This window comes from uncultured Parolsenella sp. (genome assembly GCF_958346945.1).
Classification (GTDB): Bacteria; Actinomycetota; Coriobacteriia; order Coriobacteriales; family Atopobiaceae; genus Parolsenella.
In genome coordinates this window covers 45,064-64,859 of the sequence record NZ_CATVTL010000003.1, presented here as the reverse complement: position 1 = coordinate 64,859, position 19,796 = coordinate 45,064, and the positions used below count along the sequence as shown (strand labels likewise).

Genomic DNA, 19,796 nt, shown 5'->3' with positions numbered 1-19,796 from the left:
TGGGCAACTACCGTTCACCGATTTGCCCTCGAGCGGTCACTAATTCGCAACCTTCCATAAACCCGCAGTTATTACAAATAGTTAGGTTTGATAACATTCTGTTTGCCCACTGCCGTTAAGCTGAGTTCTCGAGCCCAACGGCATTGCTTTGGGGACAATTGCACCATGCGATTTGCATGGTCGCATGCGCGAGTGCGGGGGAGGGCCCGCCTCCGAAATGGTTCGGCGCGCGAGGCACGGTACCACTGGTCAAAGGTGACAAACCCCGCCTGAGACAACGAAGGGAGCACCATGCTTATTGTCGGCAACGGTCGCGTCATCACCCGAGATGCGGATAAGCCCTATCTGGAGCACGGCGCTGTCGCCATCGAGGGCGACACCATCAAGGCTGTTGGCGACGAGGCTGAGCTCAAGGCCGCCAACCCCGGCTACGAGTACGTCGACGCCCACGGCGGCGTCATCATGCCGGGTCTCGTGAACTGCCACACGCACATCTACTCCGGCCTCGCCCGTGGCCTTGCCATCGACGGCTGCAACCCCACCAACTTCCTCGAGAACCTCGAGCAGCAGTGGTGGAAGATCGACGACAACCTCACGCTCGACGGCACGCGCGCCAGCGCCTACGCCACGATCCTCGACTCCCTGCGTGACGGCGTCACCACGATTTTCGACCACCACGCGAGCTTCTGCGAGATTCCCGGCTCCCTGTTCGCCATCAAGGACGTCGCCGAGGAACTCGGCATGCGCTCCTGCCTGTGCTACGAGGTCTCGGACCGCCGTGGCGACCAGAAGCGCGACGAGTCGATCGCCGAAAACGCCGAGTTCGCCAAGTGGGCGCACGAGCAGCGCGTCAACGACGACAACAAGATGATCGCCGCCATGTTCGGCGGCCACGCCACCTTCACCCTCTCCGACGAGACGATGGACAAGATGGCCGAGGCCAACAACGGCCTCACCGGCTTCCACATCCACGTCTGCGAGGGCATGAACGACGTCTGGGACTCCCGCCTCAACCGCGGCGGCATCAGCCCCATCGAGCGACTGCTGCAGCACAACCTGCTTGGCCCCGACACGATGCTGGGCCACTGCATCCACGTGACGCCCGCCGAGATGGACATCATCAAGGAGACCGGCACCTGGCTGGTCAACAACCCCGAGTCCAACATGGGCAACGCCGTGGGCTGCGCCCCCGTGCTCGAGTTCTTCCGCCGCGGCATCCCCGTGTGCATGGGCACCGACGCCTACACCCACGACATGCTCGAGAGCCTCAAGGTCTTCCTCATCATCCAGCGCCACAACGCCGCGATGCCCAACGTGGGCTGGGGCGAGGCCATGACCATGCTGTTCAAGAACAACTACGCGATGGCCTCCAAGTACTTCGACCGCAAGATCGGCGCCCTCACGCCCGGCGCCGCGGCCGACGTCATCGTCATGGACTACCCGGTCTTTACGCCCTTCTCCGACGAGAACATCGACGGCCACATGCTGTTCGGCATGATGGGCAAGAACTGCCGCACCACGATCGTCAACGGCAAGGTTCTCTACAAGGACCGCGAATTCGTGGCCTTTGACGAGGAGCGCATCAACGCCTGGACGCTCGAGCAGTCCAAGAAGCTCTGGGGCACGCTCAACAACCGCACCTACTAGGTAACCTCGGGCCGGCTCGCCGGTCCGTGAGCCCGGCGCCCCCTGCGGGCGTCGGGCAAACCGCGTCTGGGCCGGGGAGCCCGGGCGCGGCAGACGACCTCCGCGGGGCCGTCGCGCGCGGGTGTCACCCGCGCGTTATTCAACTCGCCCATGCCGCGCGGTCTCGGCTGGGCAGGAGAGGAGCTCACAATGAGCGACATCATGAGGCCGATCCCGTTCGCACAGCTTATGGACTGGATCCTCACCGAGAACACCGAGAAGGGAAGCATCTTCGGCGTTCGCAAGATCGTGCGTCACGAGGGCGGCGCCGACCCGATCTTCGCCGAGAAGATCGAGACCCCCTTTGGCCCGGCCGCGGGCCCCAACAGCCAGCTCACGCAGAACATCGTTGCCTCCTACGTTGCCGGCGCCCGCTTCTTCGAGCTCAAGACCGTCCAGGTCATGGACGGCGCCGAGCTGTCGAAGTGCGTCGCCAAGCCCTGCATCGTGGCTGAGGACGAGTGCTACAACTGCGAGTGGTCGACCGAGCTCGAGGTCCCGCAGGCCATGAGCGAGTACATCAAGGCCTGGTGGGCCTGCAAGCTGCTCGCCCGCGAGCTTGGCCTGGGCGACCCCAACGGTTTCGTCTTCAACATGAGCGTGGGCTATGACCTCGAGGGCATCAAGAGCGCCAAGGTCGACGCCTACATCGAGGGCATGAAGGACGCCTCCAACACCGCCGTCTGGGCCGAGTGCCGCGACTGGGCCCTCGCCAACCTCGACCGCTTCGAGCACGTCGACGCTGACTTCGTCAACTCCGTGAGCCCGCACGTCTCCAGCTCCGTCACCGAGTCGACGCTTCATGGCTGCCCGCCCGACGAGATCGAGCGCATCGCCACCTACCTCATCACCGAGAAGGGCCTCAACACCTACATCAAGTGCAACCCGACCCTCCTGGGCTACGAGTACGCCCGCGAGCGCCTCAACAGCCTTGGCTTCGACTACATCGCCTTCGATGACAAGCACTTCGTCGAGGACCTGCAGTGGGCCGACGCCGTGCCGATGTTCAAGCGCCTCATCGCCCTCACGCAGGAGCGTGGCCTCGCTTTTGGCGTCAAGCTCACCAACACCTTCCCGGTCGACGTCACCCGCAAGGAGCTGCCGAGCGAGGAGATGTACATGTCCGGCCGCTCGCTGTACCCGCTGACGATCCACCTGGCCCAGAAGATCTCCTCCGAGTTCGACGGCAAGCTGCGCATCTCCTACTCCGGCGGTGCCGACGCCCAGAACATCAAGAGCCTCTACGGCGCGGGCATCTGGCCTATCACCATGGCCACGACCGTCCTGAAGCCCGGTGGCTACGAGCGCTTCAGCCAGATCTCGCACGTCCTCGAGGGCGTCGAGCGCAAGGACGAAGTCGACGTCGCCGCCGTGACCGCCCTTGACGAGGCCGTCGCGGCCGACCCCAAGTACAACAAGCCCATCAAGCCGGTTCCGAGCCACAAACTCGACTGGCCGCTGCCGCTCACGAACTGCTTCACCTCGCCCTGCCGCAACGGCTGCCCCATCGAGCAGGACATCCCGGCCTACCTGGCCGCCGTTGACGAGGGCCGCCTGGCCGACGCCCTGGCCATCATCGCCGAGCGCAACGCCCTGCCCTTCATCACCGGCAACCTCTGCCCGCACCCCTGCGGCACCAAGTGCATGCGCGCCTTCTACGAGCCCGAGGGCGCTGCCATCCGCGCCTCCAAGCTCAAGGCCGCCCGCGGCGGCATCGACGAGCTGCTGGCCTCCATCAAGGCCAACAAGCCCGAGGTCGTCGAGGGTGCCCAGGGCAAGAACGTCGCCGTCATCGGCGGCGGCCCGGCCGGCATGGCCACCGCGTTCTTCCTGACGCGCGCCGGCGCCAAGGTCACGATCTTCGAACGCAAGGACACCCTGGGTGGCGTCGCCCGCCACATCATCCCGGCGTTCCGCATCGCCGACGAGGACATCGACCGCGACGTCGAGCTGTGCTGCGCCTTTGGCGCCGAGGTCAAGCTCGGTGTCGAGGTCAAGAGCGTCGACGAGCTCAAGGCTGCCGGCTACACCGACGTCGTGGTCTGCTGCGGTGCCTGGGCTCCCGGCCACGTGGGCCTCGAGTACGGCGAGGAGATCGACGTCCTCGACTTCCTCGGTGCCGCCAAGCGCGGCGAGGACCTCTCGAGCCTCGGCTCCGACGTCGTCATCGTGGGCGCCGGCAACACCGCCATGGACGCCGCCCGCGTCGCCAAGCGTCTCCCGGGCGTCGAGAACGTCCGCATCTGCTACCGCCGCACCAAGCGCTACATGCCCGCCGACGAGGAGGAGCTCGCCGAGGCCCTCTCCGAGGGTGTCGAGCTCGTCGAGCTCGTTGCCCCCAAGGGCGTGCGTGACGGCGTCCTGACCTGCGACAAGATGGTCCTGGGCGAGCCCGACGAGTCTGGCCGCCGCAGCCCTGTTGCCACCGGCGAGACCATCGAAGTCCCGGCCACCGCGGTCATCTGCGCCGTGGGCGAGCACATCGAGGGCGACCTCTACGAGGCTGCCGGCGTCGAGACCGACCGCCGTGGCCGTCCGGCCGGCTGCGCCACTGGCGTCGAGGGCGTCTGGGCTGCCGGCGACTGCCGCCGTGGCCCCGCCCGCTTCGTCGACGCCATCGCCGACGCCCAGCAGGTTGCCAAGCAGATGTGCGGCGTCGACTTCTCCAAGTACTCCGAGGCCAACGTCCGTGCCGGCCACGAGGCCAGCTGCTACGAGCGCAAGGGCGATCTGCGCCTGGGCTGCGCCGGGTGCCAGAACAGCTCTGGCTGCCTTGGCTGCGCCACCGTCTGCGAGGCCTGCTGCGACGTCTGCCCCAACCGCGCCAACGTCTCCATTACCGTCCCGGGCCTTGCTCAGCACCAGGTCGTCCACGTCGACGGCATGTGCAACGAGTGCGGCAACTGCGCCGTGTTCTGCCCGTGGAGCGGCCGCCCGTTCAAGGACAAGCTCACGCTGTTCTGGAGCGCCGAGGACATGGGCAACTCCGAGAACCGAGGCTTCCTGCCCCAGGCCGACGGCACCTTCCTCGTTCGCCTCGAGGACGGCATCGGCTCCTACGACGTCGATGACGCCAACTGCGGCCTGCCCGAGGAGGTTCGCCTGACGATTGCCGCCGTGCGCGACAACTACGCCTACCTGCTCGCCAAGTAGCATGCGTTAGGCGGCCGGGCGTCCCTCCCGCGTCCGGCCGCATCTTCTAGGGAGTTATGGACAGTATTGGACGCGCGGGCGCGGACGCATGTGCCTGCGCCCGTGCGTCCCGCGAGAAACGAAAGGCCGTGCCATGGCCTACGACAAGCATAAGTACGATCAAGCGAAGACCCCCACCAAGCCGGGCGCGCCCAAGCGTCCGAGAAAGCCCCGTCCGGTTGCCGTCGTCATGTGCAATGGCGGCTGCGACCTGCAGGGCTGCAAGCAGGGCTGCATCGGTTGCGCCACCTGCGTGGGCGTCTGCCGCAAGAATGCTATCCACATCAACGAGCGCGGCGTCGCCGTCGTCGACCGCGACGCTTGCATCGGCTGTGGCCTGTGCATACGCTCCTGCGAGCAGAAAGTCATCCAGCTCGTCGAGCGCGAGTTCACGATCACGGCGCGCTGCTCCAACACCGAGAAGGGCTCCGACGCCAAGCTCGAGTGCGACAACAGCTGCATCGCCTGCGGCGCCTGCGAGCGAGCCTGCCCGTCCGGCGCCATCCACGTGGTCGACAACCACGCCGTGATCGACTGGGCGCACTGCATCGCCTGCGGCATGTGCGCCACCAAGTGCCCCAGAAACGTCATCCGCGATGCCTTTGGCATCGTGGCCGAGAAGTAGGGAGGAGAAGACGATGGCATCTGAGTACACGCTGCACATCAACGGCAGCGACTACACCACCACAGAGAACAAGCCGCTCCTTCGCTACCTGCGCGACGACCTCAAGCTCACGAGCGTCAAGGACGGCTGCTCCGAGGGCGCCTGCGGCACCTGCACCATCATTGTTGACAACCAGGCCGTCAAGTCCTGCGTCCTCACCACCAAGCTCGCCCAAGGCCACGACATCGTGACCATCGAGGGCCTCACCGAGGAGGAGCAGGAGGCGTTCGTCTATGCCTTCGGCGTCGCCGGCGCCGTTCAGTGCGGCTTCTGCATCCCGGGCATGGTCATGTGCGGAGCGGCCCTGTGCCGCCGCGAGCCCGACCCCTCGGGCCCCATGATCGCCCAGGCCATCAAGGGCAACGTCTGCCGTTGCACCGGCTACAAGCGCATCCTCGTGGCCATCAAGCTCGCCGCCGCCATCCTGCGCGGAGACGAGAAGATCGACCCGGCCGCCGAGCGTGGTGACAACTACGCCGTGGGCGAGCAGATCTTCCGCGTCGACGTCCGCCGCAAGGTGCTTGGCTTTGGCAAGTACCCCGACGACATGGACGAGCGAGACTTCCCGGGCATGGCCTACACCTCGGCCATCCGCTCCAAGTACCCGCGCGCCCGCGTGCTTTCGATCGACGCGAGCAAGGCCGAGGCACTTCCCGGCGTCCTGGGCGTGCTCACCGCCGCAGACGTGCCCCACAACCAGGTGGGCCACCTCATCCAGGACTGGGACGTCATGATCGCCGAGGGCGACATTACCCGCTGCGTGGGCGACGCCATAGCGCTGGTCGTGGCCGAGGACGCCAAGACCCTCGAGCGCGCCAAGAAGCTCGTGAAGATCCAGTACGAGGAGCTCGAGCCCATCCGCTCCATCGAGGAGGCCAAGGCCGAGGGCGCGCCCAAGATTCACGACAGCTTCTTCGCCTTTGGCAACACGGTCGAGCTCAAAGACAACGTCTGCCAGAGCCGCCACGTCACCCGAGGCGACGCCGCGACGGCCCTCGCCAACTCGGCATTCACCGTGACACAGCGTTTCACCACGCCCTTCACAGAGCACGCCTTCCTCGAGCCCGAGTGCGCCGTCGCCGCCCCCTACAAGAACGGCGTCAAGATCTGGTCGACCGACCAGGGCGCCTACGACACGCGCAAGGAGTGCGCGCACATGTTTGGCTGGGACTCCGAGCCCGAGCGCGTCGTCGTCGAGACGATGCTCGTGGGCGGCGGCTTTGGCGGCAAGGAGGACGTCTCCTGCCAGCACCTGGCCGCGCTTGCCGCCTACAAGTTTGGCCGTCCGGTCAAGTGCCGCTTCTCACGCGCCGAGTCGCTGCTGTTCCACCCCAAGCGCCACGCCATGGACGGTACCTTCACCCTGGGCTGTGACGAAGAGGGCAACTTCACCGGCCTCGACTGCGAGATCAATTTCGACACGGGCGCCTATGCGAGCCTCTGCGGCCCGGTCTTGGAGCGCGCCTGCACGCACTCGGTTGGCCCCTACACCTACCAGAACACCGACATCCGCGGCTATGGCTACTACACCAACAACCCGCCCGCGGGAGCCTTCCGCGGCTTTGGCGTGTGCCAGTCCGAGTTCGCGCTCGAGAGCCTCATCGACCTGCTCGCCGAGAAGGCCGGCATCGACCCCTGGGAAATTCGCTACAAGAACGCGATCGAGCCGGGCGAGGTCCTGCCCAACGGCCAGATCGCGGACTGCTCGACCGCCCTCAAGGAGACCCTCGAGGCCGTGCACGACGTTTACCTTGAGAACAAGGGCCACGCCGGCCTCGCCTGCTCGATGAAGAATGCCGGCGTGGGCGTTGGCCTGCCCGACGCGGGCCGCTGCGACATCCGCGTCGAGGGTGGCCGCGCGGTCATCTACGCCGCCACGTCTGACATCGGCCAGGGCTGCAACACGGTGTTTCTCCAGGACGTGGCCGAGGCCACGGGCCTGCCCTTCTCGCACCTCGCCAACGGCGAGTGCTCCACCGAGGCGGCCCCCGACTCCGGCACGACCTCCGGCTCGCGCCAGACCGTCGTCACCGGCGAGGCCGTTCGCGGCGCCGCCTTCCTGCTGCGCGACGCGATGCTCGCCGTCGAGCGCGGTGAGGCCGTGAACGAGGAGCACATCAGCGCCAAGGGCGACGGCGTCACGCACACCTACGCCGATGGCACCACCTTCGAGGTGCCCGCCGAGCAGCTGACGCCCGGCCACGCCGTTCACCCGGCCGACCCCGCCGCCGCGCTCGAGAAGCTCGAGGGCCGTCACTTCTACTACGAGTACCTCGAGCCCACCGATAAGCTCGGTGCCGACGTGCCCAACCCCAAGAGCCACATCTGCTATGGCTTTGCCACGCACCTGGTGGTCCTCGACGACGAGGGCAAGGTCTCCGAGGTCTACGCCGCCCACGACTCGGGCCGCGTCATCAACCCGATTGCCATCCAGGGCCAGATCGAGGGCGGCGTGCTTATGGGCATGGGCTACGCGCTCACCGAGCAGTGGCCGCTCAAGGACTGCGTGCCGCAGGTAAAGTACGGCACCCTCGGCCTTCTGCGCTCGACCGACATCCCGCAGATCCACGCGATCTACGTCGAGAAGGACGAGCAGTTGCCGGTGGCTTACGGCGGCAAGGGCATCGGCGAGATCGCCACGATTCCCGCCGCGCCCGCTGTGCAGAACGCCTACCACACGTTCGACGGCAAGCTGCGCCCCGACCTGCCCATGGCAGACACGTACTACAGCCACAGGCTCGGCCGCGACTAGCGGCCCCGTGCCCTAGACTGCTTCCCCGCCCGGGCGATCTCGCGTCGTCCGGGCTTTTTTGTTGCCGGGCCTGGATGGATCGAGATTCGCTCCCGGCCATCTCGGCAAGCTTATATATGTCAGATAGCCTAAGGTCCTTCGCGGCATTTCTCGGCCATGCAGGGGGCGTCCGGAGCCTAACAGATTGGCATGTAACAATACTTAATTATTGTCCGAGAGTAATTTAACCGTTTTGAAAGTGCGCGAGCTAGACGTTATTTCCAAAAATGATAGCGATAATTAGTCAACCGTCTGCCGGGCAAAACTGGCCGGTTAAGCGGCGAAAACTTAAAGAATGTAAGCCTACCTGCATTTTAGTAGTAACTTTTTCTCACCAGATAGTTAACCGCATCGACATGAGCTGCGGGTTACTCTGTTGCCAATCTATGGCGCCAGGAGGCTACTCGGGGCGCACGGGGGAGACCCCAGTCCGTAGGTTTTTGTCTGATCACGTCTGCAGAGGCAAGCCATCAAGCCCGCTTGCAGGCGTGTGAGTAGGGGAGGTCGCCGCACAGGCGGCGTAGGCGGGGAACATCGAAAGGTGGTATCTATGGCCGAATTGCTGAGGATGGAAAACGTCAGCAAGCGCTTTGGCTCGTTTTACGCCAACAAGAACGTGAACCTCGAAATCGAGCAGGGTGAGGTCCACACGCTCTTGGGCGAGAACGGCGCTGGCAAGTCCACGCTCATGAACGTCCTCATTGGCCTGTACACGCCAACAGAGGGCAAGATCTACATGCGAGGCCAGGAGGTGAACATCTCCAGCCCCGGCATCGCCGTCGAGCACGGCATCGGCATGGTCCACCAGCACTTCATGCTCATCGAAGACATGACAGGTCTCGAGAACATCATCTTGGGCGACAAGCGTCACAACAGCCCGCTGCTCCAGATCGCCGAGGACCGCAAGACGGTCGAGGAGCTCATGGACCGCTACGGCATGGAGATTGACCTCGACGAGAAGGTCGGCGACATGTCGATTGGCATGCAGCAGCGTGTCGAGATCATGAAGGTGCTGTTCCGCGGCGCCGACCTCGTCATTCTCGACGAGCCCACTGCAGTGCTGACCGACCTCGAGGTCGAGGGCCTGTTCGACATCATGCACTCGCTCACCTCCGAGGGTAAGTCCATCATCTTCATCTCTCACAAGATGCGCGAGGTCATGCGCATCTCCGACCGCGTCACGGTCCTGCGCCGCGGCGAGATGATCGAGACCCTGCGTGTGGCAGACACCACCGAGCAGGAGCTTGCCGACCTCATGATTGGCCAGAAGTTCCAGGAGAACACCTACAAGAAGGTCGAGGACGCGTCCGAGACGGCCTTCGAGCTCAAGGGCGTCTCCTATCACCCCGAGGTTAAGCACGGCGGCCTCAAGGACGTCTCGCTCGCCATCCACAAGGGCGAGGTCCTGGGCGTGGCAGGCATCGACGGCAACGGCCAGTCTGAGCTTGCGGCCCTCGTCACGGGCATGCTCAAGCCTGAGGGCGGTGAGGTCATCGGCCCCGACGGCGCCAAGATTGCCGTCTTCAGCCCGGCGGCCTTCATCGACACGGGCCTGGGCAACATCCCCGAGGACCGCAACAAGATGGGCCTCGTCGGCGACATGACCATCGCCGAGAACCTCGTGCTCAAGCAGACCACCTCCGACCGATTCTCCATCGGTCACGGCGCCTGGCTCAAGATGGACGCCATCGAGAAGTATGCCAACGAGCTCAAGGACGAGAACGACATCCGCTGCACCTCCGTGCATCAGACGGCCCGTTCCCTCTCTGGCGGCAACCAGCAGAAGGTCATTCTGGCCCGCGAGCTCGACTCGCACCCCAAGCTGCTCGTGGCCGTCTATCCCACCCGTGGTCTCGACATCGGCGCCACCGAGTTCATCCACAACCAGATCATCGCCCAGCGCGATGCGGGTTGCGCGGTGCTGCTCATCTCGGCCGACTTCGACGAGGTGCTGAAGCTCTCCGACAGGATCACCGTTCTGTTCGAGGGCCAGATCATGGGAACCTATTCCGGCGCGAACCCTCCCATCAAGGAGATTTCGCTCGCCATGGCAGGAAAGTAGGAGGGGAGGAACAGTGGCAGACAACACTAAGCAGGTCTCCGAGGGCAACAAGGAGTCTAAGGCCAAGGGGTGCGGAGGCATGTACTCCGAGCAGCAGCGCGAGAAGAGGCTCGCGGTCCTGACCCCGATCATCTCGGTGATTCTCGCGCTCCTCGTGGGCGCCATCATCATCGCGTGCCTGGGCAAGAACCCCATCCAGGGCTACGGCGCGATGCTCCAGGGTTCGCTGGGCGACGCCGGCAAGATTGGCAAGACGCTCGAGCGCGCGTGCCCGCTCATCTTCACCGGCCTCGCCGCCGTCTTCGCCTATAAGTGTGGCGTGTTCAACCTGGGCGGCGAGGGCCAGTTCATCATGGGCGGCTGCGCCACCGCGACCGTCGTGCTGGGCCTCAACCTCACCGGTCCCATGGGCCTTCTGCTCGGCATCATCGCCGGTATCGTCGTGGGCGGCATCTGGGCGCTCATCCCCGGCATCATGAAGATCACGCGTGGCCTCAACGAGCTGATCACCACGATCATGCTCAACTACGTCGCCATGTACTTCATGGAGTACATCTTCAAGAACGTCTTCTCCGACCAGGGCCTGCCCAAGACGCTCGCCATGCCCAAGTCGACGCACCTCATCGACGTCGGCAGCGCCCACGTGGGCGTCATCATCGCCATTCTGCTCGGCATCTTCCTGTGGTACGTGATCTTCCGCACGTCCTTCGGCTTCAAGATCCGCGCCGTGGGTATGAGCCCGACCGCCTCCAAGGTCAACGGCTTCCCCGTGCGCGCCCTCGTGCTGCTCGCCTTCGTCATCTCCGGTGCCATTGCCGGCATGGGCGGTGCCGTCGAGCTGCTCGGCAAGACCCCGTTCCGCCTGGCCGACGGCTTTGGCTCCGGCTTTGGCTTCGACGGCGTCGCCATTGCACTGATCGCCCAGCTCAACCCGATTGCGGCCATCGTCGTGGCCCTGCTGTTCGGCATCCTGTCTACCGGCGGCACGATGATGCAGTCCGTCATCGGCGTCCCGACGGCCATCGTCGACATCGTCCGCGGTCTCATCATCATCTTCGCCATCGCCGGCATGGCCATGGTGAAGCTGCCCAAGGTCAAGACGTTCCTCTCCAACCTGGGCTCCAAGAACAAGAAAGCTGAGGTGAACGCGTAATGGACTTCATGGTTGCGCTTCCTACCATCGTCAAGGCAATGGCGATGGGCGCCGTGCCCATCCTGTTCGCCGCGCTCGGCGAGGTCTTCTCCGAGCGAGCCGGTCTGGTCAACATCGGCCTCGAGGGCATCATGGCCGTGGGCGCGTTCGTCGCCTTCGCCGTGGGCAAGGTTACCGGCAACCTCTGGCTCGGCCTGCTCGTTGGCATGCTCGCCGGCGTCGTGGTCAACCTGATCTATGCCTTCTGCACGATCACGCTCTGCTCCGACCAGACGGTCACGAGCATGGCCATCAACATCCTGGCGCCGGCCGTTGCCCTCTTTGGCTACAACCTCTTCGTGGGCGCCAACTCGGCCAACGCCACCGGCTCCCAGATGGCGAGCCTGGCCATCCCGGGCCTGTCCGACATCCCGGTGGTCGGCAACGGCCTCTTTAACCAGACGGCCCTCGCGTACCTCGCGTTCCTGCTCGTCCCGGTTGTCTCGTTCTTCTTCAAGCGCTGCCGCTCCGGCCTCTCGTTCCGCTCCGTGGGCGAGAACCCCCAGGCCGCCGAGACCCTCGGCATCAACGTCGTGCGCGTCAAGTACATCGCCTGCATCCTCTGCGGTGCGCTGGCCGCCGCCGGCGGCGCCTTCCTGACGCTGTGCTACACCCCGATCTACACCGATGGCATCGTGATGGGCCGTGGCTTCATCGCCCTGGCAACCGTCATCTTCGGCCGCTGGAGCGCCGTGGGCGTCATGCTCGCCAGCCTGCTCTTTGGCTTCTTTGATGGCCTCAACGTTGCCCTGCAGGCCCAGTTCCAGGCCGCGCCGGTCATGTTCTTCAAGATGATCCCGTACATCTTCACGATCATCGCCCTGCTGTTCTTTGGCTCCAAGCACGCTGGCCCCAAGGCTAACGGCCAGCCGTACTTCCGCGAGTCTCGCTAGTCTTATTCAGGCGTTCGCTGGCGGCCCAAAACGGACCGCCAGCGTAACGTGTGGACGAAATGGGTTCCAGCTGCCCTTCAGCTGGGTATAAGAGTAGGTATGGTGTTTGTAAGGCAAGAGGGGGCGCAACCCCTGAGCGCCCCCGCACAGAGTGGGAAGGGTTGATTGTAATGAGCAATACCAAGTCCCGTTTCATGCTGAACAGGCGTCAGGCTCTTGGTCTGGGTGCTGCCTCTGCCATGACCGTTGCCCTCGCCGGCTGCGGTGGCTCGGGCTCCTCTGACTCCGCGTCTACCTCAGACTCCGGCGAGAAGAAGAGCAGCTACAAGGTCGCCATGATTATGAGCGGCACCATCACCGACGGTGGCTGGGACCAGGGCCACTACGAGTCCCTGAAGCGCGCCATCGAGGGCCACTCCAAGTGGGAGATGCTCGAGCCCAAGGAGAACACGGCCGACGCCGACGCCGCCACCGCCGCGCAGTCCTACATCGACCAGGACGTCGACCTCATCGTCGGCAACGGCAACCAGTTCGCCTCCGACTGGGCCGAGGTCATCGCTGACGCCGCCGACGCTCACCCCGGCGTCAACTTCCTCATCACCAACACGGACCCCGAGGCCGAGATGGGCGACTACGAGAACCTCGCCCACGTCCAGACGGTGCTTCCTGACTTCAAGCAGACCGGCGCCCTCGCCGGTGTCGTCGCCGGTCTCATGACCCAGACGAAGAGCATCGGCTTCATCGGTGGCATGAAGCTCCCGTCCACCACCACCAAGTATTCCGCGTTCCTCGCTGCCGCCCAGAAGATTGACTCCTCGATCACGGGCCAGTACAACTTCGAGGCCGGCTTCACCGACGCTTCCCTCGGCACCAAGCTCGCCGAGCAGTGGATCAACGCCAACAACGTCGACGTCATGTGGGGCGACGCCTCCGCGGTCGACAATGGCGTGCGCCAGGCCCTGCAGAACGCCGGTGCCGACACGCACTTCGACATCGCCCAGCCCATCGACACCGTGGGCGATGACCAGCCCACCGTCATCACCTCCACGATCACCGACTGGATGATTGGCGAGGCCATGGACCTCATCGAGGCCGGTAACTTCGGTGGCGGCAAGGCCATCACGGGCAACATGGACAACGGCGGTGTTTCCCTCGGCAAGTTCTCCGACAAGGTCTCGCAGGACGTCCAGGACAAGATCGCCGAGTACTCCGACCAGATCAAGGCCGGTACGTTCATCTCCGATGACGACGTCGAGGCCATCGAGAAGGGGCTCTAGTCCCTCCAAGCTCTAGCGAGCCGGCCTCACGCATCTGGGTCGGCCAACGCGCATAACCGGTGCGGGTATCAGGGAGCCGAGATGTCTCTGGACGTCTCGGCTCTTTTGTTCAGTAGGTAGTTCGAAATTTTATGTAAGGCACTAGAGAAGGGGAATGCTATGTCCAAGAATTACACCAGGCGTGACGCCATCAAGCTCGGCGCCGGCTCCCTGAGCGCTGCCGCCGCGCTGTCGCTCGTGGGCTGCGGTGGCGGCTCCGGCGACTCCGCGTCTTCCGACTCCTCGGCCGAGGCCAAGGACAGCTACAAGGTCGCCATCGTCATCTCCGGCCCCGCCCTCGACGGCGGCTGGGGCCAGGGCCACTACGAGTCCCTGCAGAAGGCCTGCGAGGAGAATTCCAAGTGGGAGATGCTCGAGCCCAAGGAGAACACCGCCGCAGCAGACGCCGCCACGGCCGCCCAGTCCTACGTTGACCAGGACGTCGACCTCATCATCGCCGCTGGCAACGAGTTCTGCTCCGACTGGGCCGAGGTCGTCGCCGAGGCAGCCGACGCTCACCCCAACGTGCACTTCCTCATGACCAACACCGATCCCACGACCGACCTCGCCGACTACGAGACGCTCGACAACCTCGAGACGGTCCAGGTCAACCTCAAGCAGTCCGGTTCCCTCGCTGGCGTCGTCGCCGGTCTCATGACCTCCTCCAACTGCATCGGCTTCGTTGGCGGCATGCGCATCCCGACGACCCTCTCCAAGTACTCCTCCTACCTCGCGGCCGCCCAGAAGGTCAACCCGTCCGTCAAGGGCGTCTACAACTTCGAGGCCGGCTTCACCGACGCCTCCGCCGGCGTGAAGCTCACCGAGTCCTGGATTGGCACCGACAACGTCGACGTCATGTGGTGTGACGCTTCCGCCGTCGACGGCGGCGTGCGCCAGGCCCTCGAGACCGCTGGTGCCGACACGCACTTCAACATCGCCCAGCCGATCGACCTCGTGGGCGACGACCACCCCTGCGTCGTCACCTCCACCGTCACCAACTGGATGATGGGCGAGGCCATGAAGGCCATCGAGGACGGCACCTTCGGCGGCGGCAAGGTCATTGAGGCCAACATCGACAACGGCGGCGTCTATCTCGGCTCCTACTCCGACAAGGTCTCGGCTGACGTCCAGTCGAAGATCGAGGAGTACACTGAGCAGATTAAGGCCGACACCCTGATCTCTGACGACGAGGTCGAGGCCATCCGCAACGGCCTGTAAGGTCATACGCGCAAGGCCATAGCTTGCCTAGTCTGGGGGCGTTCCGCACGTGCGGCGCGCCCCTTCTCTTTGTCGAGCGGCCGCCCTGCCTCAGGGCGTTCCTTGCACTCTTGATTGCGGTTGCGTTGCATTCGCGTAACAATAACGGCAGGTCAGAGCCGTTGTTCTTAAATTAGTACAATCCGTCTGCCCCCAGAAATGCCCCACTCGCCGCGTGGGTGCCTAACTATTTGAATTGCGTAATAAACTTTTGTTTGCACGTAAGCATTCGTATGAGAGTGAGGCGTCATGGAACAGCTCAAGGAGGTCGGAAGGCCGATCGTCCGCGTCGACGCGTTTGACAAGGTGACGGGTCGTGCCAAGTTCACCGACGACCTGTGCCCCAAGCCGTGCCTCGAGGCAAAGATTCTCCACGCGACCATCGGCAACGGCCGCGTCATCTCCATCGACACATCCGAGGCCGAGAAGGTCCCCGGCGTGGTCGGAGTCTTCACCTGCTTCGATGTGCCCGACATCGCCTATCCCGTGGGCGGCCACCCCTGGTATGCCGACCGCGACGCCTCGCACCGAGACATCGCCGATCGCAAGCTGCTCGATGACCGCGTGCGCATCTACGGCGACAACATCGCCGTCGTGGTGGGCGAGGACACTGTCGTGTGCGACCGCGCCCTCAAGCTCATCAAGGTCGAGTACGAGGAGTGGCCGGTTATCTACGACCCCGCCGAGTCGCTGGCCGCCGGTGCCCAGGAGGGCGGCGCCGAGCACCCCGTGCAGACGCGCAAGCCCGACAACCTCGTGGGCCACTCGTTGGCCGTCACCCCCGACGACAAGCTCGCCGAGATGGGCTACAAGACGGTCGATGACGCCATCATGGACCCCAAGTACCACCACGTGAAGCTCCACATCGAGAGCCGTGAGCAGTCGCAGGTCCACATCGAGAGCTGCATCTCGTACTGCTACATGGAGAACAACAAGATCGTCTGCGTCTCCTCGACCCAGATTCCCCACGTTGTGCGCCGCGTCATCGGCCAGGCGCTGGGCATCCCCTGGGGCGACGTCCGCGTCATCAAGCCCTACATCGGCGGTGGCTTTGGCACCAAGCAGGACGTCCACTACGAGCCCCTCAACGCCTGGGTCTGCAAGATGGTGGGCGGCCGCTGCGTGCGCATGGAGATCAGCCGCGAGGAGCTGTTCTGGGACACCTCGGGCCGTCAGCCCAAGAGCTTCGACGTCGAGGCCTCGTGGGACGACGACATGAACCTCCACGCCCGCAAGATCACCGCGCTCTCCAACACGGGCGGCTACGGCCACCATGGCCACGCCCTCGTGCTGAACTCTGTGAACTCCTTCCGCTGGCTCTACCACACCCAGGAGAAGGCCGTGCGCTGCGAGGCATCGACCGTCTACACCAACGGCCCGCACACGGGCGCCATGCGCGCCTACGGCGTGCCCGAGGGCAACTGGGCTGCCGAGTGCCTCATGGGCGACATCGCCTATGACATGGGCTGGGACGGCGTCGAGTTCCGCCTCAAGAACGTCTACACCGACAAGTTCGTCGACGAGTTCACGCCCAACGGCGTCATCGCCGCGCACACCTGCGCCATTCCCGAGTGCGTCGAGAAGGGCAAGGCCTACATCGAGTGGGACAAGAAGAAGAAGGAATACGCCAACGAGACGGGTCCCATCCGCCACGGCGTGGGCGTCGCGTTCTTCGTCTACAAGACCGCCGTTGCCCCCTTCGCCCTCGAGACGGCCACCGCTGCCGTGACGCTCAACCAGGACGGCTCTATCCAGCTCCAGATGGGTGCCACCGAGATCGGCCAGGGCGCCGACACGGTCTTCTCGCAGATGGCCGCCGAGGCCATTGGCGTGCGCACCGAGGACGTTCACATCGTCTCGTTCCAGGACACCGACGTCACCCCGTATGACCCGGGCGCGTACGCTTCGCGCCAGACCTACGTCTCGGGCACGGCCGTCCGCAAGGCCGGCGAGAGCCTGCGCAAGAAGATTCTCGACTACGCGAGGTTCACCTATCCCAGGGCCCAGGGCCAGCTCACCATCGACCAGGGCGTCATCTACGACTCCGTGGGCAACAAGGTCTGCGACCTCGCCACGCTGGGCATCGAGTCCTACTACAACATGGACCAGGCGCAGCAGCTCCACGCCCACGAGACCGTCAACGTTCACACCAACGCCATCGCCGGCGGCTGCACCTTCGCCGACGTCACGGTCGACATGCCGCTGGGCAAGGTCACGGTCAACAAGATCATCAACGTCCAGGACTCCGGCCGCCTCATCAACCCCAAGCTCGTGGAGCAGCAGATTCACGGCGGCATGGCCCAGGGCATCGGCTATGGCCTGTTCGAGGAGCTGCAGGTCAACGAGAAGACCGGCCGCGTCCTCAACCCGACGCTGCTCGATTACAAGATCCCGACGATGATGGACGTGCCCGACCTCAAGGCCGACTTCGTCGAGGCGCCTGATCCCACTGGCCCCTACGGCAACAAGGCCGTGGGCGAGACCCCGGTCATCTCGCCGGCGGCCGCCATCCGTGACGCCATCCTCGACGCCACGGGCTGCAAGTTTTACGTCGAGCCCATGACGCCCCAGCGTCTGTTCGAGGGCTTCAAGGAAGCGGGGCTGATCTAGATGTACGACATCGAATCGCTGTACGAGGCCACGAGCGTGGCCGACGCCTGCCAGGCGCTCGCCGCCGACCCCGAGGCCGAGGTCATCGCCGGCGGCACCGACGTGCTGGTCAAGCTGCGCGAGGGCAAGGGCACGCCCGCCCACCTCGTCTCGATCCACGAGCTGCACGACGAGCTCGACGGCGTGCAACTTGCCGGCGACGGTACCGTCGAGATCGGCCCCATCACCTGGTTCCACCACGTGACGACGAGCCCCGTCATCCAGGCCACCGTGCCCACGTTGGGCGACGCCTGCGACACCCCCGGCGGCCCGCAGCTGCGCGTCTCGGGTACCATCGGCGGCAACGTCTGCACGGCTGCCACCTCGGGTGACTCCGCCTCGACGCTGTTCGCCTACGGCGCGCTGCTCGACGTCGAGAGCGTGCGCGGCAAGCGCACCATCCCCATCGAGGAGTGGTACGCGGGTCCGGGCCGCTCCCACAAGGAGCGCGACGAGGTCCTCACCAAGATTCGCATCCCCAAGAGCCACTACGAGGGCTTCACGGGCTACTACTTCAAGTACGGCAAGCGTCGCGCCCTCGAGATCACCACGATGGGCTGTTGCTGCTTGGTCAAGCTTGCCGACGACAAGCGCACGATCGACGACATCCGCCTCGCGTTTGGCGTCGCCGGCCCCACGCCCATGAGGGCGCTTGCCGCCGAGGACTCGGTGCGCGGCACCGACGTGGTCGAGGCTGCCGAGCGCATCGGCGAGCTCGCCGCCGCCTGCACCAACCCGCGCGACTCCTGGCGTGCCTCCAAGGAGTTCCGCCTGCAGCTCATCAAGGAAATGTCGAAGCGCTCCCTCATCTATGCGGCGCGCAGGGGAGGGGCTGATATCTAATGGACATGAAGATCCTCAAGTGCACGGTCAACGGCAAACCCGTCCAGGTGGGCTACGACCCGCGCGAGTCGCTGCTCGACACGCTGCGCAACCGCCTGGGCCTCACGAGCGTCAAGCGCGGCTGCGAGGTGGGCGAGTGCGGTGCCTGCACCGTCCTCATCGACGGTGTTGCCACCGACACGTGCCTCTACCTCACCGACTGGGCGCAGGGCAAGGAGATCATCACGGTCGAGGGCCTGCAGGAGCCGGACGGCACGCTCAACCCCGTTCAGCAGGCGTTCGTTGACCAGTTTGCCGTCCAGTGCGGCTTCTGCATCCCGGGCATCATCATGAGCGCCATGGAGATGATCAACACGGGCAAGACCTACACCCGTGACGAGATTCGCAAGAACCTCTCCGGCCACCTCTGCCGCTGCACGGGTTACCAGAACGTCATCGACGGCGTCGAGAAGGCCATCGAGATCGTTCACGGCGAGTGCGGAGCTACCGAGGACGTCCAGGAGTAACAACTACCCTGACCTCGGCTTTATTGGAAAAGGAACGACCCCGGACGCGATGAGTCCGGGGTCGTTCTTGTTAGTGAGGCCACCATGTTGCGCCATGCGGGCCGCAAGCCGTCCGTGACGCTCTCGGCGGCATTTCCTTGTGGCCGTAAGGCTTGCGCTAGGCCCACTTCACGACGATCGTGTTGTTGTCGATCTTGCCGTTGCCCTTGTCGAGGCCGTTGCCCACCTCGACCTCGTAGCCAAGACGCTGCAGGTCGTTCACGAACTTGGCGAGCTGGGCACTGTAGGTGTTGAGAAGGCGCGCAGTCTGGATGGGGGAGATGAGCTCCTGGTCGCGGCCGTAGATGATGTCGCAGATGGCGTCGGCGACATTGGTGTTGCTGTTGGCCACGAGGTCGTTGTAGAAGGAGTTGCCCTCGCCCTCGCGGTCCTCGTCGCTCGGGGCAAACTTCACGGAGAGCTTCGTGTGGCCAAACTTGGCATACATGCGGATGCGGGTATCCGTGCGGTGGACGGCATTGCGAATGGCCCAGTTCATCGCGTTGTTGGAGAGGGTGTCGGCCGCGGCTGTTTCGCGCGTGGGGTCGGCGGCCTGGGAAATCTCTCGGGCCTCCTCGGCCTTGATCATATCGAGCATGGTCGTACCTTTCTTGTCGAGATGTCTGAGTTAAGTATACGTTGCAGCCTTGAAGCTTTTGGTTGAGACGAGTTCGCCCTGCGCTTCTTTTGCCACGAGGTGCATTCA

Annotated in this window: 13 protein-coding genes; 12 read left to right on the top strand and 1 reads right to left on the bottom strand. The window is 64.6% G+C overall.

Annotated features, from left to right (window positions below; translation table 11 throughout):
• Positions 1-291 precede the first annotated feature (291 nt).
• The 12 genes from ssnA (at position 292) to xdhC (ending at position 19,051) form a co-directional block, all read left to right on the top strand.
• On the top strand, positions 292-1,647 hold the full coding sequence (gene ssnA, locus Q3866_RS03215; protein ID WP_301829558.1) for a putative aminohydrolase SsnA: 1,356 nt from the start codon (positions 292-294) through the stop codon (positions 1,645-1,647).
• Positions 1,648-1,836: 189 nt separating this feature from the next.
• The gene (ygfK, locus tag Q3866_RS03210) at positions 1,837-4,839 is read left to right on the top strand and encodes a putative selenate reductase subunit YgfK (RefSeq protein WP_301829556.1); all 3,003 of its coding nucleotides are present in this window, start codon (positions 1,837-1,839) and stop codon (positions 4,837-4,839) included.
• A 133-nt stretch (positions 4,840-4,972) separates the two neighbouring features.
• Positions 4,973-5,503, top strand: a complete 531-nt coding sequence (locus tag Q3866_RS03205; protein WP_301829554.1) for a 4Fe-4S binding protein — start codon at positions 4,973-4,975, stop codon at positions 5,501-5,503.
• Positions 5,504-5,516: 13 nt separating this feature from the next.
• The gene (gene xdh / locus Q3866_RS03200) at positions 5,517-8,294 is read left to right on the top strand and encodes a selenium-dependent xanthine dehydrogenase (RefSeq protein ID WP_293673256.1); all 2,778 of its coding nucleotides are present in this window, start codon (positions 5,517-5,519) and stop codon (positions 8,292-8,294) included.
• Positions 8,295-8,901: 607 nt separating this feature from the next.
• The gene (locus tag Q3866_RS03195) at positions 8,902-10,395 is read left to right on the top strand and encodes an ABC transporter ATP-binding protein (protein WP_301829551.1); all 1,494 of its coding nucleotides are present in this window, start codon (positions 8,902-8,904) and stop codon (positions 10,393-10,395) included.
• A gap of 13 nt (positions 10,396-10,408) precedes the next feature.
• Positions 10,409-11,548 carry an ABC transporter permease gene (locus Q3866_RS03190; RefSeq protein WP_293826825.1) on the top strand — a complete coding sequence of 380 codons (1,140 nt, stop codon included), beginning with the start codon at positions 10,409-10,411 and terminating at the stop codon, positions 11,546-11,548.
• Positions 11,548-12,480, top strand: coding sequence for an ABC transporter permease (locus Q3866_RS03185; protein WP_293826827.1), 933 nt, complete (start codon positions 11,548-11,550; stop codon positions 12,478-12,480). Before Q3866_RS03190 ends, Q3866_RS03185 begins: the two co-directional genes overlap by 1 nt.
• A 194-nt stretch (positions 12,481-12,674) precedes the next feature.
• Positions 12,675-13,757, top strand: coding sequence for a BMP family protein (locus tag Q3866_RS03180; RefSeq protein ID WP_301829547.1), 1,083 nt, complete (start codon positions 12,675-12,677; stop codon positions 13,755-13,757).
• A 159-nt stretch (positions 13,758-13,916) separates the two neighbouring features.
• The gene (locus tag Q3866_RS03175) at positions 13,917-15,014 is read left to right on the top strand and encodes a BMP family protein (RefSeq protein ID WP_301829545.1); all 1,098 of its coding nucleotides are present in this window, start codon (positions 13,917-13,919) and stop codon (positions 15,012-15,014) included.
• Positions 15,015-15,302: 288 nt separating this feature from the next.
• Positions 15,303-17,663 (top strand): xanthine dehydrogenase subunit XdhA, encoded by a 2,361-nt coding sequence (xdhA, locus tag Q3866_RS03170; RefSeq protein ID WP_293673250.1) that lies wholly within the window; start codon positions 15,303-15,305, stop codon positions 17,661-17,663.
• Positions 17,664-18,545 (top strand): xanthine dehydrogenase subunit XdhB, encoded by an 882-nt coding sequence (gene xdhB, locus Q3866_RS03165; protein ID WP_301829544.1) that lies wholly within the window; start codon positions 17,664-17,666, stop codon positions 18,543-18,545. It begins immediately after the preceding gene.
• Positions 18,545-19,051 (top strand): xanthine dehydrogenase subunit XdhC, encoded by a 507-nt coding sequence (xdhC, locus tag Q3866_RS03160; RefSeq protein WP_293673248.1) that lies wholly within the window; start codon positions 18,545-18,547, stop codon positions 19,049-19,051. Before xdhB ends, xdhC begins: the two co-directional genes overlap by 1 nt.
• Before the next feature lie 157 nt (positions 19,052-19,208).
• Here the strand turns inward: xdhC and Q3866_RS03155 are convergent, their stop codons facing one another.
• Positions 19,209-19,688 (bottom strand): hypothetical protein, encoded by a 480-nt coding sequence (locus Q3866_RS03155; RefSeq protein ID WP_301829541.1) that lies wholly within the window; start codon positions 19,686-19,688, stop codon positions 19,209-19,211.
• Positions 19,689-19,796 lie beyond the last annotated feature (108 nt).